At 39.4% G+C, this 24,251-nt stretch carries 21 protein-coding genes; 10 read left to right on the top strand and 11 right to left on the bottom strand.

Going from position 1 to position 24,251, the window contains the following annotated elements:
- Positions 1-82: 82 nt before the first annotated feature.
- The 3 genes from secDF (at position 83) to ACK1I8_RS11480 (ending at position 5,716) form a co-directional block, all read left to right on the top strand.
- Positions 83-3,064: a protein translocase subunit SecDF gene (secDF, locus tag ACK1I8_RS11470; RefSeq protein ID WP_412465527.1), complete on the top strand. Its 2,982-nt coding sequence runs from the start codon at positions 83-85 to the stop codon at positions 3,062-3,064.
- 368 nt (positions 3,065-3,432) lie between these two features.
- Positions 3,433-4,764, top strand: a complete 1,332-nt coding sequence (locus ACK1I8_RS11475; protein ID WP_412465528.1) for an NAD(P)/FAD-dependent oxidoreductase — start codon at positions 3,433-3,435, stop codon at positions 4,762-4,764.
- Positions 4,765-4,855: 91 nt separating this feature from the next.
- Positions 4,856-5,716 (top strand): hydroxymethylglutaryl-CoA lyase, encoded by an 861-nt coding sequence (locus ACK1I8_RS11480; protein WP_412465529.1) that lies wholly within the window; start codon positions 4,856-4,858, stop codon positions 5,714-5,716.
- Positions 5,717-5,847: 131 nt separating this feature from the next.
- Here the strand turns inward: ACK1I8_RS11480 and ACK1I8_RS11485 are convergent, their stop codons facing one another.
- From ACK1I8_RS11485 to fbaA, 3 genes are all read right to left on the bottom strand, one after another.
- The gene (locus tag ACK1I8_RS11485; RefSeq protein WP_412465530.1) at positions 5,848-6,270 is read right to left on the bottom strand and encodes a GNAT family N-acetyltransferase; all 423 of its coding nucleotides are present in this window, start codon (positions 6,268-6,270) and stop codon (positions 5,848-5,850) included.
- Positions 6,245-6,751, bottom strand: a complete 507-nt coding sequence (locus tag ACK1I8_RS11490) for a low affinity iron permease family protein (protein ID WP_412465531.1) — start codon at positions 6,749-6,751, stop codon at positions 6,245-6,247. Before ACK1I8_RS11490 ends, ACK1I8_RS11485 begins: the two co-directional genes overlap by 26 nt.
- A 139-nt stretch (positions 6,752-6,890) precedes the next feature.
- Positions 6,891-7,970: a class II fructose-bisphosphate aldolase gene (fbaA, locus tag ACK1I8_RS11495; protein WP_412465532.1), complete on the bottom strand. Its 1,080-nt coding sequence runs from the start codon at positions 7,968-7,970 to the stop codon at positions 6,891-6,893.
- A 309-nt stretch (positions 7,971-8,279) separates the two neighbouring features.
- Between fbaA and accD the strand changes: the two genes are divergently transcribed.
- From accD to ACK1I8_RS11510, 3 genes are all read left to right on the top strand, one after another.
- Positions 8,280-9,125 carry an acetyl-CoA carboxylase, carboxyltransferase subunit beta gene (accD, locus tag ACK1I8_RS11500; RefSeq protein WP_412465533.1) on the top strand — a complete coding sequence of 282 codons (846 nt, stop codon included), beginning with the start codon at positions 8,280-8,282 and terminating at the stop codon, positions 9,123-9,125.
- Positions 9,126-9,470: 345 nt separating this feature from the next.
- The gene (locus ACK1I8_RS11505; RefSeq protein ID WP_412465534.1) at positions 9,471-11,018 is read left to right on the top strand and encodes a M20/M25/M40 family metallo-hydrolase; all 1,548 of its coding nucleotides are present in this window, start codon (positions 9,471-9,473) and stop codon (positions 11,016-11,018) included.
- 121 nt (positions 11,019-11,139) lie between these two features.
- On the top strand, positions 11,140-12,354 hold the full coding sequence (locus ACK1I8_RS11510) for a hypothetical protein (RefSeq protein WP_412465535.1): 1,215 nt from the start codon (positions 11,140-11,142) through the stop codon (positions 12,352-12,354).
- A 125-nt stretch (positions 12,355-12,479) separates the two neighbouring features.
- On the opposite strand, the gene ACK1I8_RS11515 is transcribed toward ACK1I8_RS11510, so the two are convergent.
- From ACK1I8_RS11515 to ACK1I8_RS11530, 4 genes are all read right to left on the bottom strand, one after another.
- Complete coding sequence (locus ACK1I8_RS11515; protein WP_412465536.1) at positions 12,480-13,484, bottom strand: cytochrome d ubiquinol oxidase subunit II; 1,005 nt, start codon at positions 13,482-13,484, stop codon at positions 12,480-12,482.
- Positions 13,485-13,539: 55 nt separating this feature from the next.
- Entirely contained in the window at positions 13,540-14,865 is a 1,326-nt protein-coding gene (locus ACK1I8_RS11520; RefSeq protein WP_412465537.1) for a cytochrome ubiquinol oxidase subunit I, read from the bottom strand.
- Positions 14,866-15,189: 324 nt separating this feature from the next.
- Positions 15,190-16,089, bottom strand: coding sequence for an MBL fold metallo-hydrolase (locus tag ACK1I8_RS11525; protein WP_412465538.1), 900 nt, complete (start codon positions 16,087-16,089; stop codon positions 15,190-15,192).
- Between the two features lie 77 nt (positions 16,090-16,166).
- Entirely contained in the window at positions 16,167-16,370 is a 204-nt protein-coding gene (locus ACK1I8_RS11530) for a hypothetical protein (protein WP_412465539.1), read from the bottom strand.
- A gap of 541 nt (positions 16,371-16,911) precedes the next feature.
- On the opposite strand from ACK1I8_RS11530, the gene ACK1I8_RS11535 reads away from it, so the two are divergent.
- Positions 16,912-17,211 (top strand): hypothetical protein, encoded by a 300-nt coding sequence (locus tag ACK1I8_RS11535; protein ID WP_412465540.1) that lies wholly within the window; start codon positions 16,912-16,914, stop codon positions 17,209-17,211.
- A gap of 555 nt (positions 17,212-17,766) precedes the next feature.
- On the opposite strand, the gene ACK1I8_RS11540 is transcribed toward ACK1I8_RS11535, so the two are convergent.
- Positions 17,767-18,915 (bottom strand): cysteine desulfurase family protein, encoded by a 1,149-nt coding sequence (locus ACK1I8_RS11540; RefSeq protein ID WP_412465541.1) that lies wholly within the window; start codon positions 18,913-18,915, stop codon positions 17,767-17,769.
- Between the two features lie 131 nt (positions 18,916-19,046).
- The gene (glmM, locus tag ACK1I8_RS11545; RefSeq protein ID WP_412465542.1) at positions 19,047-20,432 is read right to left on the bottom strand and encodes a phosphoglucosamine mutase; all 1,386 of its coding nucleotides are present in this window, start codon (positions 20,430-20,432) and stop codon (positions 19,047-19,049) included.
- 346 nt (positions 20,433-20,778) lie between these two features.
- On the opposite strand from glmM, the gene ACK1I8_RS11550 reads away from it, so the two are divergent.
- The 3 genes from ACK1I8_RS11550 to ACK1I8_RS11560 are packed head-to-tail and all read left to right on the top strand — an operon-like array spanning position 20,779 to position 22,790.
- Positions 20,779-21,510, top strand: a complete 732-nt coding sequence (locus ACK1I8_RS11550; RefSeq protein ID WP_412465543.1) for a class I SAM-dependent methyltransferase — start codon at positions 20,779-20,781, stop codon at positions 21,508-21,510.
- A complete protein-coding gene (locus ACK1I8_RS11555) occupies positions 21,507-22,070 on the top strand; it encodes a phosphatase PAP2 family protein (RefSeq protein ID WP_412465544.1) in 564 nt (187 codons plus the stop codon). The genes ACK1I8_RS11550 and ACK1I8_RS11555 overlap by 4 nt, the downstream gene beginning before the upstream one ends.
- A 3-nt stretch (positions 22,071-22,073) precedes the next feature.
- On the top strand, positions 22,074-22,790 hold the full coding sequence (locus tag ACK1I8_RS11560) for a ZIP family metal transporter (protein ID WP_412465545.1): 717 nt from the start codon (positions 22,074-22,076) through the stop codon (positions 22,788-22,790).
- Between the two features lie 278 nt (positions 22,791-23,068).
- Here ACK1I8_RS11560 and ACK1I8_RS11565 read toward each other — a convergent pair whose 3' ends face one another.
- Positions 23,069-23,212, bottom strand: coding sequence for a DUF5522 domain-containing protein (locus ACK1I8_RS11565; protein ID WP_158554515.1), 144 nt, complete (start codon positions 23,210-23,212; stop codon positions 23,069-23,071).
- 71 nt (positions 23,213-23,283) lie between these two features.
- Positions 23,284-24,225 carry an exonuclease gene (locus ACK1I8_RS11570; RefSeq protein WP_412465546.1) on the bottom strand — a complete coding sequence of 314 codons (942 nt, stop codon included), beginning with the start codon at positions 24,223-24,225 and terminating at the stop codon, positions 23,284-23,286.
- Positions 24,226-24,251 lie beyond the last annotated feature (26 nt).

The following is a 24,251-nucleotide window of genomic DNA, read 5'->3' on the forward strand; positions in this document are numbered from 1 at the left end:
AAGGGGTTCTATAATTTAAAAATTTAATTAGATTTGCCGACTTGTTAAAAAACAGCGAAAGACAAATTATTTTAAACAAACAATGCAAGGAAAAGGTTTTATTAAGTTTATAGCGATAGTATTGGCTATCGTTTGTGCGTATGCACTTTCTTTTACTTTGGTGGCATCCAAGGTAGAAAAAGACGCAAAAAACTATGCGAAAGGTGACTTAGCCAAAGAAAAGGCTTACTTAGATTCGATGAGTACCGAAAAAGTTTATCCAGTTGTTGGGTTTACTTATCAAGAGGTAAAAGCGAAAGAGATTAATTTGGGTCTGGACTTAAAAGGCGGAATGAACGTAACGATGGAGATATCGTTAGCGGAGTTGGTAAAATCATTGGCAGGTAACCCTACTGATGCGAATTTCAACAAAGCAATTCAAAACGCACAGATCAAATTAAATGCCGGCGGTAAAGATTACATCAAAATTTTTGTTGATGAATTCGAAAAATTAAGCCCTGGAGTAAAACTTGCAGATTATTTTTCTAATCAGGATAACGCATCTCAGTTGAAACCTAACGCAAGCAATAGTGAAGTTGAATCTTTCTTAGAAAAAGAAGCAAACAGTGCTATTGATCGTTCATTTACGGTTCTACGCTCACGTATTGATGGTTTCGGGGTAGTTAGTCCGAACATGCAAAAACAAGAAGGCAGTAACCGTATCCTGATCGAAATGCCGGGTGTGCAGGATAAAGAACGTATTGCAAAACTTTTACAGGGTTCTGCCGAATTACAGTTCTGGCAGGTATACCAGGTACAGGAAGTTGCACCACTGTTAGAAAACATCAATAAAATTTTAGCGGCAACATTAAAAAATGATGCACCTGCTGCTAAAGATACAACTGCTGCTCCGGCTGCCGGTGGTAAATTAGCGGGCCTTGAAAAAGCTGCTGCTAAAGATACATCGGCTAAAGGCGGCAAACTTGCTGGCTTAGGTAAAAAAGATTCGAGCGCAGTCAGAGCCGAATTGATTAAATCTAATCCACTTTATGCTGTTCTTAACCTTCCTATTTACCGAGGCGAAAACGGACAAGAGCAATTAATGCCTGGTGCAGTTGTGGGTATGTCGCTACAAAAAGATACAGCAAAGGTTAATGCTTATTTAAAACTTCCTGAAGTTGCTGCATCGATTCCATCTACGATGAAATTTATGTGGAGTGTTAAACCCAGAGAAGGTTCGAAAGTTTTCGAATTATATGCCATTAAAGTGGTTAGCGCAGATGGTAAACCGGATTTAGGTGGTGAGGCCATCAGCGATTCGCGTGCGGACTTTGATCAGCATGGCAAACCGGAAGTAACGATGTACATGACCAGTGAAGGTGCTGCGAAATGGAAAAAAATTACTGCCGAAGCTGCTGCTGATCCAAACAACAAAAAATCAATCGCAATTGTATTGGATAATCAGGTTTATTCGGCCCCTACCGTACAAAATGAGATTGCCGGTGGCGTTTCATCAATCACCGGTAACTTTACCCAGGCTGATACCAAAGATTTATCCAACATCTTAAAAGCGGGTAAATTACCTGCTCCTGCACGTATCGCCGGTAGCTATATCGTTGGTCCAACCTTAGGTGCGCAGGCTATTCACGATGGTTTAATCTCATTTGTAATTGCCTTTATCGTCATCCTGATCTTCATGGCGTTGTATTACCACCGTGCAGGCTGGGTGGCCAACTTTGCCTTGTTAATCAACTTATTCTTCATCATTGGTGTTTTGGTATCACTTGGTGCAGTATTAACCTTACCTGGTATCGCTGGTATCGTATTAACCATTGGTTTATCGGTAGATGCAAACATCCTGATTTTTGAGCGTGTACGTGAAGAACTTGCACATGGCAGGAACACTGCTGCTGCGATTAAAGAAGGTTTCAAACATGCAATGCCTTCCATTATCGACTCAAACGTAACCTTGTTTATTTTAGGTGCTATTCTTTATGTTTTTGGCAGCGGTCCGGTTCAAGGCTTTGCCACTACATTGTGTATCGGTATCCTTTCTTCATTATTTGCTGCTGTGGCCATTTCGAGAGTAGTTTTCGAATCGTTGTTAAACCGCAAAATCGATGTAAGTTTCGATAACAGCCTTACCCGTAATGCCTTTAAAAACCTGGCCTTCAACTTTGTCGGCCGTCGTAAAATCTATTACATCATCTCTACCATCATTATTATTGCCGGTATTGGGATGTACTTCAAAAATGGCGGTTTAAACTTAGGTGTAGATTTTAAAGGGGGCAGAACTTATTTGGTTCACTTTGATAAAGCCGTTAATACTGAAGATTTAAAAGCCAAGTTAAACCCGGTTTTCGGTAACGAAACACCTGAGGTTAAAACTGCAGGTGAAGATAGTCAGGTAAAAATCACCACTACTTTCCACATCGAAGATCAGGACATTAAAACGGATAAAGTTGTAGAAGATGCTTTAAATAAAGGCCTGACAGGTTCAAAATATGAAATTGTAAGTTCGCAAAAAGTAACGCCTATCATTGCAAGTGATATTGTAAACGGCGCTTTCTACGCAGTGTTGATCTCATGTTTATTCATGTTTATCTACATCGTAGTGCGATTCAAAAAATGGCAGTATGGTTTAGGTGCAGTAATTGCATTATTCCACGACGTTTTAATGGTATTATCTTTCTATACCATCTTAGACGGTGTGATGCCATTCTCATTAGAAATCGGTCAGGATTTTATCGCTGCAATTTTAACCGTAATGGGTTACACCATGACAGAGACGGTTGTTGTATTCGACCGTATCCGTGAGAAATTAAAAGAATCTGGCAAAGAAGATTTACATGGCGAAGCGCGTAATAACTTAATCAATTTCGCACTGAACAGTACCTTAAGCCGTACCATTTTAACTTCATTAACTGTATTCTTCGTATTATTGGTGATCTTCATTTTTGGTGGCGATAGCATCCGCGGATTTATTTTCGCCTTGTTAATCGGTCGTATCATCGGTACGTACTCATCACTATGTATCTCTACGCCTATCGTAATTGATTTGGGTAGCTCAGCTGAGAAAAAATAAGAGATTAAAATATAAAAATGTAAGCGCCTCGATTTATCGGGGCGCTTTTTTTTGTGCCAAACCTGATAGGTTTTAAAAACCTATCAGGTTTAAAAGATAAAAGTCTCAAAGCTTTCTATTTCTTTCGAAAAGCAATGCCTGTGGCGCTTCGGTTCCGATAGCCCTGCTGTTCGTTTTATTCGCTGCGCTCCATGCTCACTACCATCAGGTTTAGTTAACTTAAAATGCTGCTAAGAAATCTTTAAAATCCCACTTCGTCATACCAGCGTTATATCTCCTTTTTTAAGCTGGAATAACCGTGAAAACCACATTCTTTAAACCTTTTGGCTATCTTTTTGTTACTTAAAGAATAGATAAACGGAAATAAAATGGATTTACAACTTCCTAAAAGCGAATACCCTAGAGTAGTTATAGTTGGCGGTGGATTTGGCGGCATTGAATTAGCCAAGCGTTTGAAGAACAAACCTTTTCAGGTAGTCATGCTTGATAAACATAATTACCACACTTTCCAGCCCCTACTTTATCAGGTAGCTACAGGAGGTTTAGAAGCCGATTCAATTGCATTTCCATTAAGAAAGATTTTTAAGGGACAGAAAAACCTGATTTTTCGCGTAACCAAAGTTACAGCAGTTAATGCAGCAGAAAACTGTTTACAAACGGATATTGGCAGAATTAAATACGATTATCTGGTTATCGCTACTGGTTCTACCAGTAATTTTTTTGGTAATAAAGAAATTGAGGCGAATTCCATGCCCATGAAATCTATCCCGGAAGCACTGGATTTGAGAAGTTTGATTTTACAGAATTTCGAAAAATCGCTGATTGAAAAAGATCCCGATAAAAAAAATGCCCTGCTCAACTTTGTTGTAGTTGGTGGTGGCCCAACCGGTGTCGAAACCTCCGGTGCCATTGCAGAACTTAAAAGACATGTTATTCCGAACGATTATCCCGAAATGGATCTAAGCAAGGTTAATATTTACCTGATCGAAAATTCGCCGGAATTACTGGGTGTAATGTCGCCACAGGCACAGAAAAAAGCCAAAGATTTCCTGACCGACATGGGCGTACAGATCATGAACGAAACCCGGGTATTAAGTTATGACGGACATACACTCACTTTACAGGATAAAGCACCAATTTTAAGCTCTACCGTAATCTGGAGTGCAGGTGTAAAAGGAGAATTGTTAGCAGGCTTAGACAAAGCAGAAGTGGTAAGGGGAGGCAGATTGAAAACAGATACCCAAAATTTAGTGGTGGGTTATCAAAATGTATACGCCATTGGCGATGTGGCCGCTATTATTGATGAAGATACGCCTAATGGTCACCCCGGCGTTGCACCGGCCGCTATCCAGCAAGGACACCACCTGGCTAAAAACCTGATCAACATCAAAGAAAATAAACCTTTGGAGAAATTTAAATATTTCGATAAAGGCTCTATGGCTACCGTTGGCAGAAACAAAGCCGTTGTAGATATCGGCAAAATCCGTTTCCAGGGGGTATTTGCCTGGTTTACCTGGATGTTTGTTCACTTAATGACATTGGTGGGCTTCAGAAACAAGATCATTGTTTTTGTTAACTGGGTTTGGAGTTATTTTAGTTATGATAGAGGAACCCGGTTGATTATCAGAACCTTTGCGAAAGACCGGAGTGTGGATTACCGCGAAGAGATACCTGCTGTGAAAGAGGTTAATGTTTCTTAGGGTTTAGGGTAACTTTAGTGTTAAAAATTTGTTTGCAGCTTCTTCTTTTCTTTGCGAAAAACTTTGCGCATTTTGCAGTTAAACCGAAAATATGAGCCAAAACAATTTTAAATTAATAGAATGTCCGCGCGATGCCATGCAGGGATTGCACGGTTTCATTCCGACGGCGCTTAAAGTTGAATATTTAAATCTACTGCTACAGGTTGGTTTCGATACACTTGATTTTGGCAGTTTTGTTTCGCCTAAAGCCATTCCGCAAATGGCAGATACTGCTGAAGTTTTGGCAAAGCTGGATTTAAGCCATACCAACACCAAACTTTTGGCTATTGTAGCTAATTTAAGGGGTGTGGAGGAAGCAGTGAAGCATGAAGCGGTTGATTATCTGGGCTTCCCCTTTTCGATCTCTGAAACCTTCCAACAACGTAATACCAATTCGAGTATCGCTCAATCACTAAATACGATAGAAGAAATGCTTTCGATTTGTGCCAAAAATAGCAAGAAAGGAGTAGTTTATTTGTCTATGGGCTTCGGAAATCCTTATGGTGATGAATGGAATTATGAAATTGTAGAAAAGTGGGCTGATGTACTGGTAAACAAAGGAGTAGAAATTTTGTCGCTGGCCGATACTGTAGGCGTGTCCACACCGGAAAAGATAGAAACAATATTGCCTAAATTAATTGCAAGGTTTGATCAAACAGAAATCGGCATTCATTTGCACTCCACTCCTGCGGAGCGATTTGAAAAGATTGAAGCTGCATATCAATCGGGAGTTAAACGCATTGACGCTGCATTAAAAGGCTTTGGTGGCTGCCCGATGGCCGCCGATGACCTCACCGGAAATATTGCTACAGAAGACGTAATTAGCGTTTTGAATGCCAAAGGTGAAAATTTAGGGTTAAATATGGATAAATGGGAGGAAGCGATGGCTTTTTCGGGGAAGGTATTCGGGTAATTTTTTTTCACTCAGGGGTCGTCATTTCGAGCGAAGTGAAATGCAGTCGAGAAATCTATACTTACAGATTTCTCCATTTCGCTGTGCTTCAGTCGAAATGACGATTTATGATTTATATCCTCACTAGCTACTTAAACCTGCTTCACCATTTTAAAATGTTGTATGCCAGCCTCCTCAAACTGCTCCCCTTCCGCTACAAAACCAAACTTGGCGTACAAACTCATGGCATCCAATTGAGAATTCAAGTAAATATAATGTGCATCCTCTGGCAAATCAGATAAGGCTTCAGCTATTAGTGCACGGCCTACCCCCTGTCCTCTGAACTCTTTAAGAACTGCAAAGCGCTCTAATTTGTAACCCTTGTCTGTTTTTCGCCACCTACAGGCACCGCAAGGCTGTCCGTTTATGGTTGCCAGAAAGTGTGTTGATTCATCTTCGTGTTCCCATTCCAGCTCTGGCGGACAATTCTGTTCATCTACAAAAACAATTTTACGTATCGCAAATACTTTATCTAAATCTTCGGGGTGGTTAACTTTTTGAACGTGCAGGCTCATTATCGTGGTGTTTAAAGTGTTTATTCGATTTTAATTTCGATTCATTTAATGCTTTGGCTACATCTATCGAGTGCGAACAATGAATATCGGCCTCTTTTTTGGCGAGTGTAGCAATCGCGACATAAAATTTATGCAACTGATCCAGTTCTTTTTCGCTCAGGTCTTCAATATCTACCATCCGGTTGCTTGCACCCTGTTGTGCAGCGATCAACTCATTTAATTTCAACTGAATTGCCTTTCCGTCTTTATTTTGTGCTTTCTGAATCAGGAAAACCATTAAAAAAGTAATAATGGTGGTTCCGGTGTTAATGACCAGTTGCCAGGTTTCCGAGTAATTGAAGACTGGCCCGGTTACTGCCCAAAGAATCACAATTGCAGTTGCAGCAATGAACGCAGTAGAACTACCCGTAAACTTGGTTGCCGCATTCGCAAATTTCTCAAAAAAGTTATTTTTATTGCTATCGTTTTTAGATTTTGCCATGACAAATTTGTTTGCTTAAATATAACCATAAAAACAAATAAAAGCGCCATAAGTTTTTAAACCCATGGCGCTTTCGCTACGTTATAATGTTGAAAGTTTGAAAAGCTGCAACGTTACAGCCTTTTAACTTTTTAAACTCTTAAAGCTTATCGTTAACGTTGATACAGTTCAGATCTTCGAAAGCGGTAGTTAAACGCTTTACAAAAGTTTCTTCACCTTTACGTAACCATACACGTGGATCGTAATATTTTTTGTTGGGTTTATCATCGCCATCAGGATTACCGATCTGGCTTTGAAGATAACCTTCATTCTTTTTGTAATAGTCTAAAATACCTTCCCAGAATGCCCACTGCATGTCCGTATCAATATTCATTTTAATTGCACCATAAGAGATGGCTTCCCTGATTTCTTCCTGAGATGAACCAGAACCACCATGAAATACAAAATTGATCGGTTTCTCTGCTGTTAAGCTGAATTTTTCTTTGATAAAATCCTGAGAGTTTTTCAAAATTACCGGTTGTAATTTTACGTTGCCGGGTTTATAAACACCGTGTACATTACCAAAAGCAGCAGCAACGGTAAAACGTGGAGAAACTTTGCTTAATTCTTCGTAAGCATAAGCCACTTCGCTAGGCTGTGTATATAATTTAGAGCTGTCTACATCGCTATTATCCACGCCATCTTCTTCACCTCCGGTTACCCCAAGCTCGATTTCGATAGTCATGTTCATTTTAGCCATACGTGCTAAGTATTTTGCAGAAATTTCCATGTTTTCTTCAATAGACTCTTCTGATAAATCTAACATGTGAGAAGAAAACAAAGGTTTGCCGGTTTCAGCAAAGAATTTTTCACCGTGATCCAATAATCCATCAATCCATGGCAATAATTTTTTAGCGGCATGGTCGGTATGTAAAACCACTGCAACACCATAATGTTCTGCTAATAAGTGTACATGTTTAGCTGCAGATACCGCACCTAAAATACATGCCTGTAATTTCTCATTATCTAATGATTTACCCGCATAAAACTGGGCGCCACCATTAGATAGTTGAATCATAACAGGCGAATTTACTGCCTTTGCAGTTTCCAATACCGCATTTACCGTATTGGTACCGGTAACATTTACTGCTGGTAAAGCAAACTGATGTTTTTTAGCCTGCTCAAATAATTCCTGAACGGCATCTCCGTAAATTACGCCTTTGTAGCCTTTTAAACTCATTTCTTGTTAATTTTATTAAGTCCGAAGTTATAAAAAAAAATAACATTACAAGCTTTTGTAACAACAGAATTATTTGCCTGACAGCAAAATAAGGCCCATTTAGTGTAAAAAATACATTATCCTTAGTGTAAAAAAGACACACTTCAGTTTGCGATTTCCGGTTGGCAACAGATAAAAATCAGTTTTCAATTACCTTCACCATTGGCAATCAACTGTCAACCAATCAACCCATGACTATTTTTACGGCTAATAAGGTTCGAGTTTATTTTATTTTTCGTTTCTTTGCAATCCAATTCTTCAAAAAATTATATGGCTTGGTTTAAGAGAGAAAAAAAAGGTATCATCACTACAACAGAGGAGAAAAAAGAAGCACCAGATGGTTTGTGGAATAAATGTCCGAATTGCAAAAAACCGCTACATCAGGCAGAGCTTCAGGAAAACAAATATGTTTGCCATTATTGCGATTATCACCTGAGAGTAGGCTCAAAAGAATATTTTGAGGTTTTATTTGATAATAACCAGTTTAAAGAACTGTTCCCTAACCTCACATCTGGCGACCCTTTAAATTTTAACGATAATAAACCTTATACCGACAGGATTAAAGAAAGCCAGGCTAAAACCGGCTTAAAAGATGCGATCCGTGCCGGGGTTGGTAAAATTGAAGGACAGGACATTGTAATTGCCTGTATGGATTTTTCTTTTATCGGCGGTTCTATGGGATCGGTTGTAGGTGAAAAGATTGCCAGATCGATTGATTATAGCATTAAACATAAAGTCCCGTTCCTGATGATCTCCAAATCAGGCGGTGCGCGGATGATGGAAGCGGCATTTTCATTGATGCAAATGGCTAAAACCTCAGCAAAACTGGCTTTATTAAGTCAGGCTAAAGTTCCATATATTTCTTTACTGACCGATCCAACTACCGGCGGTGTAACAGCTTCTTATGCCATGCTGGGTGATATCAACATTGCTGAACCAGGTGCTTTAATTGGTTTTGCCGGTCCAAGAGTGATTAAAGAAACCATTAAAAAAGACCTGCCTAAAGGTTTCCAAACCTCAGAATTTGTTCTGGAACATGGTTTCCTCGATTTTATCGTAGATAGAAGAGCCATGAAAGCTAAATTGGGCGCTTTTATTAAAATGATGAATAATTAAAAGCAGTTTAATGGTTCGTTAGCCATTAGATCATTGGTCTGGGTGCCAAAAAAGAAATTCCTGATATTTAGAAAAGCAGGTCTTGAACAACTCCGGTTAATCAGGCCTGCTTTTTATTTTAAGTCGTCACCCCGTGTAAAATTGAGATCCCGGCTTTTCTCGCGGTTCCCGATAGCTGGTTATCAAATCAGGTACCACCGTTTCTTAGTAGGGTTTAGCCATCCGATGGAAATATAAAGATCCCTGCTTCCTCCACCCAACTCCTGCAACATTTCCATTAACTTACCTGAACCGTTCTTCATATTTCATAAATTAGCAACATCAAATCATTAACCCTAACTAATTATGAATAAAAAGCTACTATTTTCTGCATTGTTCCTGTGTGCTTCCACCAGTCTTTTTGCGCAAGACCGGAAAGTAATCGACAATATTGTTAAGGAAGTAAATGAAAACTCTCAATTAGAGAAACTTGCCCACGAATTGCTTGATGTTATAGGTCCGCGTTTAGTTGGTTCGCCACAGATGAAACAGGCTAACGATTGGGCCGTAAAAAAATATAGCGACTGGGGCATTTCAGCCAAAAACGAAAAATGGGGTGAATGGGCTGGCTGGGAAAGAGGAATTACCCATATCGATCTGGTAAGTCCGCGGGTACGCACATTGGAAGGTACACAATTGGCCTGGAGTCCGTCGACCAATGGCAAAACCATAAATGCCGAGGCAATTATTCTTCCGGAAATTACTGATTCGGTATCGTTTCAGAAATGGTTACCCAATGTAAAAGGTAAAATTGTATTGATTTCGATGAACCAGCTTTCTGGCCGGCCAGAGAAAAACTGGGAAGAATTTGCCACAAAAGATTTATTCGAAAAATTTAAGAAAGAAAAAGCTGGAGCTGCAAAAGCATGGGCCGCGAGTATAGCTAAAACGGGTTTAACGGCTAAAACGCTTCCGGTAGCCTTAGAAAATGCAGGCGCTGTGGCGGTAGTGATCAACAACTGGTCGCAGGGTTTTGGTGTAGATAAGATTTTTGGTGCTAATACCACAAAGGTACCAACATTGGATTTATCTGTAGAAGATTATGGCCTTGTTTATCGTTTGGCTTTAAACGGTAACAAGCCCATGCTTAAAATCGAAACAGCATCCAAAAAACTAGGAGCCGTACCCACTTTTAATACCATTGCTGAAATTAAAGGCCAGCAAAAACCAAATGAATATGTGATGCTTTCAGCGCATTTCGATTCGTGGGATGGTGCAAGCGGTGCAACAGATAATGGCTCGGGAACCATTTTAATGATGGAAGCCATGCGTATTTTAAAGAAAATCTATCCTCACCCCAAACGTACCATTCTGGTAGGACACTGGGGCAGCGAAGAACAGGGTTTAAATGGATCGAGGGCCTTTGTAGAAGACCACCCGGAGATTGTGAACAACCTGCAGGCGTTATTTAACCAGGATAACGGTACAGGCCGCGTGGTTAATATCGGCGGACAGGGTTTTGCTAAATCAAAAGATTATATCACCCGTTGGCTGGCAGCCGTACCAGATACCATTAAAAACCAGATCAAGACCAGTTTTCCGGGAACACCCGGCGCAGGCGGTTCTGACTTTGCTTCATTTGTTGCTGCCGGTGCATTGGGTTACTCTTTAAGTTCTACCAGTTGGGATTATGGTACCTATACCTGGCACACCAACCGCGACAGCTACGATAAACTGGTTTTCGACGAAATTAGGAGCAATGTAATTTTAGCAGCCGTTATGGTTTATATGGCATCAGAAGATCCGGAAAAAACATCAACTGAAAAAGCAAAAGATTTACCGGTAAATGAACGTACCGGCAAACCAGCTACCTGGCCTGCACAAACGAAATCGAACAGAAAAGGTGGATTGTAGATAAAGAATCTGAATAGAATTTATAGGAGCATTTGGAAACAGATGCTCCTTTGATTTTCTTTAGAGAAATGCTAGGTGCAACATTATGCCAAAAAGGGTCGTCTTTTAGACAAAAAATAGAATGAAAAATATAAATAAAATACTGCTCTCCTTTTTATTCTTGCTCAGCATCAAGGTGTGCTTTTCGCAATCACTATCGCAGAATGATTTTATTGAAGATCTGGAGTACATTAAAAAAACTTTACCAATCAAACACACCAATCTTTTTGCCAAAATAGATTCTTTGGCATTCATTAAAAAGATTGACATGATTGAAATCAGAACGGGCACTTTAGATTACGAATCATTTAGTGCCGAATTGTTTAAGCTCACCGTTGCAATTGGTGATGAACACACTTTTATAGAACGAAAATTCACTAAAATACTTCCAATTCAGTTCGAGTTGTTCAAAGAAGGTATCTATGTAACGAGGATTGATACTACAAATAAAGCGATGTTATACTCGAAGTTATCTGCCATTAACAACATACCTGTAAACCATATAATAACCTTATTTAAAGAAGTTATTTTGAGTGAAAATCAATCCTACTTTAACGATCACCTTTTGCGATACCTTAATAATCCTGCATTTTTAAAAGGTTTGGGGATTTTAAACTCCGACCAGGAAGCAGAATTTACTTTAATCGATAAAAATAATATGATTAAAAGGATAACGCTTAATGCGATTCCTGGAAATGACATTACGGAACTGCAATTGGACAATGACAGCACTGCTTTGCGCGCCCGAGAGAAAAAAGGTAATTACTGGTTCAACTTTAATCCGGATCTCCACACCATATATGTCAATTATAATGAATGTAAGGAAGATCCTGGCAATCCTTTTTTGCAGTTTAACGGCGAATTATTTAAAACCATTAATCAATATCAACCCGAAAAGCTAGTGCTTGACATACGCGAAAACAGAGGAGGAAATTCGGGTATTTTATGGCCGTTTATAACCGAAATCAAGAAAAGCTACCTCAACAAAAAAGGAAAATTCTTTGTACTTATTGGCAAGAAAACTTTTTCATCAGCTGTAATGAATGCTGTAGAGTTGAAAAAAAATACGAATGCCACATTTATAGGTGAAGCAACCAGTGGGAACATCAACCATTACGGAGAAGTAAGAGGCTTTAAATTACCAAAATCGAAGATAGTTATGGCTTACTCTACCAGATATTGGGAAAACTGGAAAGGTAAAAAAGGTCCACTACAACCCGATGTAAAAATTAAGTATTCAATTAAAAATTATATACAAGGCAAAGATGAAGCGCTGATAGCAGTAAACAAAATCTAAAAAGGGTTTATGTTATAAAAAAGATTTTGGAAAAGCCATTCTAAGCACCTTATCATGACAAAAATCATCCTTAATGAAGGTCCAATGAATGAAGTATCATAAACAAATGGCTTTCAGTTGAGAACTTATTCCTCTTTCTTCTGAAATTTATAGAACAAATACCCCAGAAACGGCAAAATTAAAACACTTCCTAACAATAAAGCTAAACCCAAACTATAAATCGTTTTCGGTGGTCCAATTGTTTCCAATAATGAGATTGCCTCTCCGCTTTTTAAACGGATAAAATTTGGAAAGTGGGCATAACTTATCGCCAGAAGGATCATTGTAACCTGGAAGCCTGCAAGAATGCGTAAGATCTTGGTTTTGCCTTTAATTAACAGGTACCATAGCAACACCAACGATAAACTGGCCAGTATAATTGCTGATAAACCCACATTGCTCTTAAAAACCCAATCAATCAATGGAATTTTATCTCGTTGCGCAGCAATAAATACCATGGCACCAAAAACAACTGCTGCCACATTCATAAACATAGCTTTCTTAATAAACCGACGTTTATCAGGTACTTCTGTTGTCTCGCCGATGAGATAGATGGCCGCCAAAAAACCGCAAAGAGATACAGTAAAGAAACCTACAGCAACCGAAAACCAGTTTAGCCATCCCGAAATATAGGCCGTGTAAAAATCCGTTGCCCGTGCATCGATATGTCCGGAAATCAAACTTCCTGCAATAATGCCCAAAAACAAAGCGGTTATAAAGCTCGAATACCGGAATATCCGATTATATAACCACTGCATATCATCTTTTACGGCATCATAATGACGAAATACAAAGGCGGTACCGCGTGCTATGATCCCGATGAGCATAATGGCCAATGGGATATGCAGATATACAGACATGGTGGTATAAATGAAAGGAAATCCTACAAAGAGTATTACAATCGCAATGATTAACCACATGTGGTTGGCTTCCCACACCGGGCCAATAGCATGATACATGGTTTTGCGTGTTCTGCTCCTATTTTTTGTCGAGGTAAACAGTTCGATAATGCCTGCACCAAAATCAGCTCCACCCAACAAAAAGTAAAGCAGAATGGCCAGGCATAAAAAGGTAATTACAACGTCTTTCATATTTAATATGATTACACCGGTTATTAGATTATATGAACCATCAATTAAGCTGTGGTTAATGATGATCTCCATTATACTTATCATACAGCACAGGCACCATCTTAATCTGCCGGTAAAGCAAAAATGTTACGATTATACTTAATGAAACATAAATTGCGGAGAAGATATAAAAGGAATAAGCGATACCCGGCATTGGCGTAACAGCGTCTTTGGTACGCATAATGCCATAAATAATCCAAGGCTGCCGGCCAACCTCTGTAACTACCCAGCCAGCCTCCAAAGCGAGGTAACCAAGCGGAATGGCCAAAACAAACAATTTTAACAGCCATCGTTTTTCTGTCAAAGGTTTCTTTTTTAAAAGAATGAAGAAATAGATTAGCGATATCAAAAGCAATAAGGTACCAATCCCAACCATTAGCTGGAAAGCATAATGGGTGATGGCTACAGGTGGATGTTCATTTTCGGGGATCTGATCCAGCCCTTTAACCTCAGCCCGGAAATTACCATGTGCCAGAAAACTCAGGGCCGCCGGAATTTCAATGGCGCCTGTTACCGTTTTATCTTTCTCGTTTACCATACCACCGATCAACAGCGGGGCCGGTTTTTCGGTTTTGTACAATGCTTCCATTGCGGCCAGTTTTGCAGGCTGACGTTTGGCCACGTCTTTTGCAGATATATCGCCACTTACGGGCTGCAGCAATGCCGCAATACAGGCAAATACAGCCGCTATTTTAAAGGCTTTCAAATGAAAATAAACATTTCTGTTCCGCAGGATCATCAAAGCGTGTACACCTGCTACGGCAAAGCCCGTTGCTGTAAATGCGGCTAAACACATGTGCAGGGCCTGACTAAACCAGGCTTTATTGAACATGGCTTGTATAGGATCGATGTTAAGGTATTGTCCGTTTACAAAATCGAAACCTGCCGGACTGTTCATCCAGGCATTGGCAGCAACCACCAAAATCCCTGAGGCTAGTCCGCTTACCCCCACTACCATTCCGGTAAACCAATGAAACCATTTGTTTAATTTGTTCCAGCCGTAAAGAAAAAAACCGAGGGCGATAGCTTCAATAAAAAAGGCTGTTCCTTCTAACGAAAAAGGCATCCCGAATATTGGTCCGGCATGATCCATAAATTTCGGCCAGAGCAGGCCAAGTTCGAATGACAGCATGGTACCCGATACTGCTCCTGTGGCAAAAAATATCGCCACACCTTTACTCCAGGCTTTAGTCAGGTTTTTGTATGCCTCATCACTCGTTTTAAGCCATTTATAATGCGATACGGCCATAAAGAAGGGCATCACCATGCCAATGCATGAAAAAATGATGTGAAAGCCTAACGATAAGGCCATTTGGGAACGGGCTGCTATAAAATCATCCATGGGCTGTAGATTTTGAATAGAAACAAATATAGTTGTTAATGATTAAAGCCTATGTTAATTCTATGACGTTGAACGGATTATTTTAAATATAGAACGTTTATAAATTGAAAATAGATTTGGAGGGCTGTCGTAAAGGAACCATATTTTTTTTGCCACAGATGAGTGCAGGCAAATATCGTCATTTCGAGCGGAGTGCAACGCAGTCGAGAACCACATAGTGCTCAGCGAAGCTAAATCTGTCAAGACAGATCTCTCCCCGCCTGTACGGGCAGGCATTTCGCTGCGCTTCAGTCGAGAGGACGACTTTTCTTATGGAATATGAGGTTAGGTTCCCTTTAATTCATCATAAGCAGCGGTTAAGCTTCTTTCAATTCCTTCTCCTTTCCATTCTGGTGCATTCGGGATTGTAGTTGTTTTTAAAATGTCTTCTTTGCTTTTACCTGCTTTAATTTTGCCGCCCACAAAAGTTAACAGGTTTTGAAGGTAATTTTGATAAGCTTTAACATCAGCCTTGGTTCCGGTTACTTTTTCCGGATCAAGACTATGTCCCCAGATAAATAAGGTGTCGTTATCAAACTGGTTCTGGATCTTGTCCAAAGCAGTAATCCAGTTGCCGATGTGGGCACCATTTTCACGATCAATGTATGGAAACTTACGGTTGAATACCAGATCTCCTATATGCACAATATTGGCATTCTCGAAATGATAAACGGCATCACCATTGGTATGACCTGAACCATAGTAATAAGCTTTGATATTGTCGTCACCCACTTTCGCACTCCATTTTGTTCCAAAAGTGCTATCGGGTAAAAGCTGCTTATCTAAGTTATTGGCTTTCTCTGCTGCTCTTTTCTGGTTGACCAGTGAATTTTGGTGAGCAACCACTTTTTCGGCCAATCCTTTAAAAGAAATATTCCCGGAGGTATGGTCGCCATGATGATGTGTATTGATCAGGTATTTAAAAGGTTTTTCGCCCAATTTTTTCAACTCATCAATTACATGAGGTGCAGTAGTTGGAAACTGCGCATCTATTACTACAAAACCGCTGCTTGAATTTAACCAGCCGACAGTTCCACCCTGCTCCGTAAATATGCCTACGTTATTACGGAGCGGCTTAAATTGATAAACACGAAATAGTTCCTGTTGTGCAAAAAGATCGGTTTTATACATTGAAAGCAAGGCCATGGCAAGTGCCGAATTTTTAATAAAATTTCTTCTTTCCATTTTTGGGATTTAAGCTAAAAAACCACAGCAGATGCCGTGGTTTAAATTTAATGATTTAGATGTTGAAATAACAAAAATTATATCCCCGCACCAGGCGTTGTACCAGGCTCATGACCGGGTCCAAAAGAATTATTCTTACGATCTTTATCTTTGTTAAACAGGTTGGTAGTTACTTTGGATGATTTATTTTCATCTAAAGTTCTGTCTTCTTTGATATCTTCCGCAGTTTTATCCAGTAAATCGTTCTCAACAACTTTACCTTGTTCTTTATTCGTTTCCATAGTAATTGTAAATTGATTTACTATAGGAACAAGTGAAAAATAAGATTGTTTTTACTAATCCAATTCTAATGTTTGGTGGCCCATCAGACAAATAGTAAAACTTTATCATGATCTTACTTAAAACTAATCACAACAATTCTGATATTTTAAAAATTAAAACATAGCCCCGGGGAGTTTTCCTAACTCATGGATACATCCGAAGGAATGGAACTTCCTTTTATGGATCTTATTGAAGTGGTTTGATGATTCGAACGAAAAGGGATTAAGGATAAACTTATAAATGTGTTTCCTTTCTTCACCCGGTTTTTCCAATTTGGCGTTTTCCGGATCTTGAGTGTTGAGGTTCTTTTCCATGACAATATAGATTATTGAAAACCTAAGGGGCTTTCAGGGTTAAAAATTTTAATACTTGGTAAAAGCTTTTTTAAAATTTGCTTAACCTTATACCATAGGATATTTGATAAGGTTTCGTTCTGGAACAACAGGTAAAATGGCCCGGATGGCCTAATGCTTGATTAAATATAAGCTTATTTTTTAAGTTTTGCAAGTGTTTTTAGGTTTTTATACGCGACTATGTGAAAAATTAAAAAGTTATTTTTTAGAAAAGCAATGGCAGCAGCATTTAGCTCAATACAGCCCTGCTCTTCACTTTACTCCGCTGCGCTTCGTGTTCGTTCCGATGAGGTTTAGGTGGCACAGCCAGTTAAACTATTCAGGGTTGCCGGGAGCAAAAAGAATTCGTCTGAAAGAACATTTTTTCTGGCACCATGCAACCTTCAATAGCAGCAACAGCTTAACGGACTTAAACCTGATTGAAGCAGATACCGGCCCAGGTGCTTAAGGCCTGGGCGTCCGCCTGAACGAACGGGCAGGTATGAGCGTAAAGCAGGACGAACATTAAAATGAAATGTTGCAACTGCTTTCCAAAAGACAATGATTAAGTATTAGGCTTATTTATATAGGGTTTTGTGTTTTATGATGGACATCGTATGATTGCGAAAAGCAATGGCAGTACTACTTCGCTCAATTCGGCCCTGCTCTTCACTTTACTCCGCTGCGCTTCGTGTTCGTTACGATCAGGTTTAGGTGGCACAGCCAGTTAAACTATTCAGGGTTGCCGGGAGCAAAAAGAATTCGTCTGAAAGAACATTTTTTCTGGCACCATACAACCTTCAATAGCCGCAACAGCTTAACGGACTCAAACCTGATGGAAGCAGATACCGGCCCAGGTGCCTAAGGCCTGGGCGTCCGCCTGAACGAACGGGCAGGTATGAGCGTAAGGCAGGACAAACATTAAAATGAAAAGCTACATCTGTTTTTGTAACATCATCAAAATGTTATCCACAAAAAAAAGTCCCGACTTACACCGGGACTCTCCTATTTGGTTAATGATATTTTAAGCTAAAGCATTCTGCTTCACTACCATTTTAACCTTTTCAATGACGTAATCCAACTCTTCTTTAGTAGTATATTTACTAAATGAAAAACGTACCGATGGACGGTTTGGATCGGCATTGATGCCATTTAGCACGTGCGAGCCAATGTTCGAACCTGATGAACAGGCACTGCCGCCAGAAGCACAGATCCCGTTGATATCTAAATTAAACAATAACATATCGGCCATGTCCATCTCTGGGAAAGAAACGTTCAGCACCGTATAAAGACTTTTATCGGCATCCGTTTCTCCATTAAACGCAATTCCCGGTATTTCGGCAATTAACCTAGTTTTCAAATAGTCTTTTAGTCCCTGGATATACGATTGATGCTGATCCATTTCGGCATAAGCAATTTCCAAGGCCTTTGCCAGGCCTACAATTCCATATACATTCTCGGTACCGCCACGCATATTGCGCTCTTGCGCACCACCATAAATCATAGGCGGAATTTTTATGTTGCTGTTTACATATAAAAAGCCAACGCCTTTAGGTCCGTGAAGCTTATGCGCAGCACAAACAATAAAATGCGCCTTAAGCTCGCGTACATTATGTGGGTAGTGACCCATGGTCTGCACGGTATCGGCATGGTAAATGGCATTGTATTTCTCGCAGATATCGCCCACCTTTACCATATCGGTCAGTGTGCCCAACTCATTATTGGCATGCATCAGCGAAACAAAAGTACGATCGTTATTTTGAAGCAGTTCTTCCAAATGGTTGTAATCGATATTTCCCTTTTCGTCAATATTAACGAAACTTAACTTATCAATCTCACCATTTTTAAGCATCGTATTTAAAGTATGCTCAACGGCATGATGCTCTATTTTTGAAGTGATGGCATGTTTAATGCCATAGGCTGAAATGCCACAGCGGATAGCGGTATTATCGGCCTCGGTGCCACCAGAGGTAAAAAATATTTCAGAGGGAGACGCACTTAACAGACCGGCAACAGTTTTACGGGCTTTCTCTACCAGCGTTCTCACCTCACGGCCAAGTGCATGAATGGCAGATGGATTACCAAAATAGTTTTCCATTACGTTTGTCATTTCTGCGATTACTGCTGCATCTAAAGGCGTGGTGGCCGCATTATCTAAATAGACCCTTTTCATTTCTATGAATGTTTTTAAAGTTAGTGTTGCAAAGCTTCCTATTAATGGAGGCTCCGTTTTAAATGTCCAGGATTTAATTGTTTGATTAAAATCCCGAACCGGTATGCTCAACCCTTGAATCTTTTTACAGATTAAAGGTGTAATATTTCCTTAATATCAGAAATCATTTTGTTCGCCAGATTTTCGGCAATGGTTTCATTTTCTGCCTCACTGTAAATCCTGATGATCGGTTCAGTGTTAGAACGGCGCAAATGTACCCAAGTTTTATCAAATTCTATCTTTAAACCATCAATTGTGCTATAAGGCTGATTTTTATATTTCTCTTCTACCTGTTTTAATAAATGATCGATATCCATTTCTGGTGTAAGAGTAATTTTATTTTTTGAGATATGGTATTGAGGGTAGCTGGCCCTGAGAAGAGAAATAGATTTACCAAATTTGGCTAAATGTGTTAAAAATAAGGCAATACCCACTAAGGCATCTCTACCATAGTGCGATTCAGGATAAATGATCCCGCCGTTTCCTTCCCCACCAATAATGGCTTCGGTAGCTTTCATTTTATTCACCACGTTTACCTCGCCCACTGCCGAAGCATGATAGGCTGCTCCATACTTTTCTGTTACATCGCGCAAAGCACGTGTTGATGATAGGTTCGAAACGGTATTTCCCGGTGTATTTTTCAACACATAATCGGCTACTGCCACCAAGGTATACTCTTCGCCAAACATGCTGCCATCTTCATTTACAAAACATAAACGATCAACATCAGGGTCTACCACAATACCTAAATCAGCATTTTGTTTCTGAACTTCTTTTGATATTTCGGTTAAGTTCTCCGGTAGTGGCTCAGGATTGTGCGGGAAGTGTCCGTCTGGCGTACAATATAATTCTACAACTTTAGTTACACCCAGGGCCTTTAACAAAGCCGGGATAAAAATACCGCCGGTTGAATTTACACAATCAATTACCACTTTAAAATCAGCTTTTTTAATCGCTTCAACATCAACCAATGGCAAGGCTAAAACTTTATCGATGTGTTTTTGCAGGTAAGTATCATTTTTGATTACTTTACCCAATTTATCTACCTCAGCGAAATCGAAATCAGCGCTTTCTGCTAAATCTAAAACTTCTTTTCCGTCGGCATCACTAATAAATTCTCCACTGGCGTTTAATAACTTTAAGGCATTCCATTGCTTAGGGTTATGGCTTGCGGTTAAAATAATTCCGCCTCCTGCGTTTTCATCAGGAACAGCGACTTCTACAGTTGGCGTAGTGGATAAGCCTAAATCGATCACCTCAATGCCCAGCCCCTGCAAGGTACCAATAACGAGGTTATTCACCATCTCACCCGAGATCCGGGCATCGCGCCCCAAAACTACTCTTTTATTACCTGTTTTATTTACCACCCAACTACCGAAGGCAGCTGTAAATTTCACAATATCAAATGGAGTTAAGCCGTTTCCGACACTTCCGCCAATAGTTCCGCGTATTCCTGAAATCGATTTTATTAAAGTCACTTCTTATAATTTATTAGAGGCTTCAAAAATAAGAAAAAAAACAAGATAGCTGTTATTTAAACCTGGCTGTAGACGTTAATTTATATTGTATTTATATCTACCGGTACGATCAATTCCATAGTGCATTTACAGTGCCGGGTTATGCGCTAAAAGGAAATTTGTTTTTAATTAATTCAGCTATATTTTAGGGGTAATTTTTCAGCTTTATATAGGGAGCTGATTTACTTGCCACAAAAAATCAATCCATAATATTCTTGCAACTTTATTGCATAAAAGCATATTCTACCTCTACTACCGATTGTAAAACCTTATATTTGCAACCTTTTAAGATACAAACAGCTTTTATATGCAGCTCAAATGGTTTCAATATTGGTTCAATTCGCCATATTATCATATTCTTTACCAACAAAGAAATGATGCTGAAGCTGAATTTTTTATCGATAAGCTTATCGCTTTTTTGAATCCTAAAGCCGGCGTAAAAATGCTCGATATTGCCTGCGGGAAAGGCCGGCATTCTATTTACCTGAATAAAAAAGGCTTTGATGTTACGGGCATAGATTTATCTGAACAAAGCATAAAATACGCCAAGCAATTTGAAAACAGTAAATTACACTTCCTAATTCACGATATGCGCAGGCTTTTCTATATCAATTATTTTGATGTAGCTTTAAATCTGTTTACCAGTTTTGGTTATTTCGACACTGAAAAAGAACATATCAATGCACTTAAAACTTTTTGCAAATGTTTAACTGCCGAGGGTATTTTGGTACTGGATTATTTTAATACCGGGAAAATTATCCGGAATTTAAATTTGTGTGAAACCAAATCATTGGATGGCATCACTTTTCACATCACCAAAAATGTTATTGACGGGAAAATCATTAAAAAGATCAATTTCGAAGATAAACAAAAGGTTTATCACTTTGAAGAACGGGTTCAGGCCTTTAGTTTTGAAGATTTTGAACGTATGTTGGGCAAAGCTGGTATGGTTATCGAAAAAACCTTTGGCAATTATGACTTAGCTGATTTTGACGAAAATAGTTCAGACCGGTTAATTTTAATCTGTAAAAAAGCATGATAGAAAGCATACAGCAATTTGATGTAGAATTGTTTTTGAAAATCCACCGCGGACTTTCAAACGGCTTTTTTGATTGGCTGATGCCGTTGATGCGCAACCGTTTCTTTTGGTCGCCGCTTTACCTGTTCATTATCATTTTTTGCATCAGGCAGTATAAAAAACAGGGTTATTATATCATCGGCATGGTGCTGCTTACCTTCGCCCTGGGCGATTTAATTGCCTCAAGGATTGTAAAACCCTGGGTTTCGCGTGTGAGGCCTTGCAACGATTTAAGTTTGGCGAATGATATCATTCACCGCGTACCCTGTGGAAGCGGTTTAAGTTTTCCATCGGCACACGCTACCAATCATTTTGCAATAGCTGTTTTTTTAATCTGCATTTTTTACAGCAGATGGAAACCCATTTTACCTATTGGCATCTTCTGGGCTTTTATCATCAGTTTTGCGCAGGTGTACGTTGGCGTTCATTACCCTGTTGATGTTACCGCTGGTGCCTTATTAGGCATAACCATAGGCATAATCTGTTCCGGAATATTTAAAAAACTACAACCTGATTTTTAACCTATGGAAATCTGGAAACTTTGCGTACTCTTTTTCTGTGCCTTTTTTGGCGGAACCGCTATCTTTTTGGTTAAAAGTGATAAATCCAAATTACTTAAACTGATTTTATCTTTCAGCGGAGCCTATTTGTTTGCCATCACGGTATTACATTTAATTCCGGATGCCTACAGCGGACCGGACAAATGGCAGATTGGCATTTTTATCCTTATCGGCTTCTTGTTACAGATTTTTTTGGAACAGTTCTCAGAAGGTGTAGAGCATGGCCATATCCATAAACATCATGATGGGCATGTATTTCCGTTCGGGGTGATGATCAGCCTATGTTTACATGCCTTTTTGGAGGGTATGCCCCTGGCCAAAGAACAGCATAACGAATTGATTTTCGGCATTTCCTTACACCATATTCCAGCTGCCTTTGCCCTGGCAAGTATATTGATGCAGAATCATTTCAAAAAAAGCAGCATTATATTTTATCTGGTCGTATTTGCCATTATGGCGCCGCTTGGCTTTTATGTAAGCGTTGGTTTAAGCAACGGTACTATTGGAGGCATTGATGCTTATTTTAACAAAATTATGGGCATTGTAATTGGTATTTTCCTGCATATTTCTACTACCATATTGTTCGAATCAAGTGCTGACCATAAAATTAATACCCGTAAAATGATAGCTGTTTTATTAGGGATTGGCGTAGCATTGATCGGTTTTTTTGCCGGACACTAGTGCAGTTAAGAGTGGCAGTTTCAGTTGGCAGTCTTTAGTCGACAATTTACAACTGGCGCTTCAGAAGCTGTTTTTCTACAATCATATCACATTAATGATCATAAAAATTGGCTGTTACGAGAATACAAAGAAATTTCTGATCCTTTAACCCTTGTTTCAATGGGAGTTGATATGGCGCTAAGCGATATTTATTATTATGTTCGCTTTTAACAATTGATGACTGCAGGATGAATAGCTATTGCGATCTATAAATTGCCAACTGAAAACCGTGCACTGATTTACTTCTTTTCTTTCTTCTTGCCATAACCCCAAGGGCAGTGTTTGCATTTATTTTTACAGCAATAACCACGTTTTAAATGGTAGGTTTCAGTGAAAACCATTAATCCATCTTCATTGAAATAAAAATCTTCCCCTTCTTTCATGTATGATCAATTAAAGATTCTGAAACACCCGTCCGACTGGCCGGGCGGAAGTTCAGAATGACGAAACCTGATTAATTTAATATTTTCACTTCCAGTTTATCTTTAAAATAATCTCTTAACTGTTTACCATCTCCATGCAAAGTCCATACCTCTTTGGGTTTAACTTTTTGGATAGTTTCCAGAATTGCGTCCCAGTCAGCATGATCAGAAATATAAAGTGAAATCCCGTTTTGCTGCTGCAGGTTCTTCCATCCGGAAGCAAAGGCACGTACTACATTAATGGCTTTGTGGTAGCTATGAAATACCATTGGCGGCACGATATAAACCTGATGTTCGCGGTTATTTTTCATTACCTTTCTATCGTACATTTTGTAATTTCCTACTTTCAGGCCATAATCTTCATATATTTTAACAAATGGCATAATACTGTGGTGAACCATAATGTTTTTAGCAGGGCAATGCTGGTTGAGCAATTGGATGATCCGCTGGCTTTTACCCAATGCATAAGCACCAAGCATGATGTTCGCAGTGGTACCGTTTAGTTTTTTGATTTCTTCTACTGGAGAAGGGTGTTTGGTTTCTGGATTGGCAAAAGTGCTTTCTGTAATCAAAACATCGGCTTCCACAAACTCAAAAGGCACACAAGTATCATCAGGTTCAATCTTATAATCCCCGGTATAAAGATATTTTACCCCCTTATATTCCATTAGTACCTGGGCAGATCCTAAAATATGTCCGGCAGAATAAAAAGTAATGGTAACCTCTTTTATTTTAAAAGGTTCATGACAACTTTTAGTAAAAAAATCAACTGCTGCAAATTTACGGTACCGGTGTTTCATAAAAGTTGCCGTAGCAGCAGTACAGTATACGTTCTGGCTTCCACCAATAGCATGATCGCCATGGGCATGCGAAACAACCGCTTCTTTAACCGGCTGCTGTGGATCAAGATAAAAATCCCCGTAAATACAATATAAACCCGTTGGGGTAACGGTAATAAAATCTGCTAAAATCATATTGGAATGAAAGGATTTAAGCGTGA

This window comes from Pedobacter sp. KLB.chiD (assembly GCF_047040275.1).
In the GTDB taxonomy this organism is placed as follows: Bacteria; Bacteroidota; Bacteroidia; order Sphingobacteriales; family Sphingobacteriaceae; genus Pedobacter.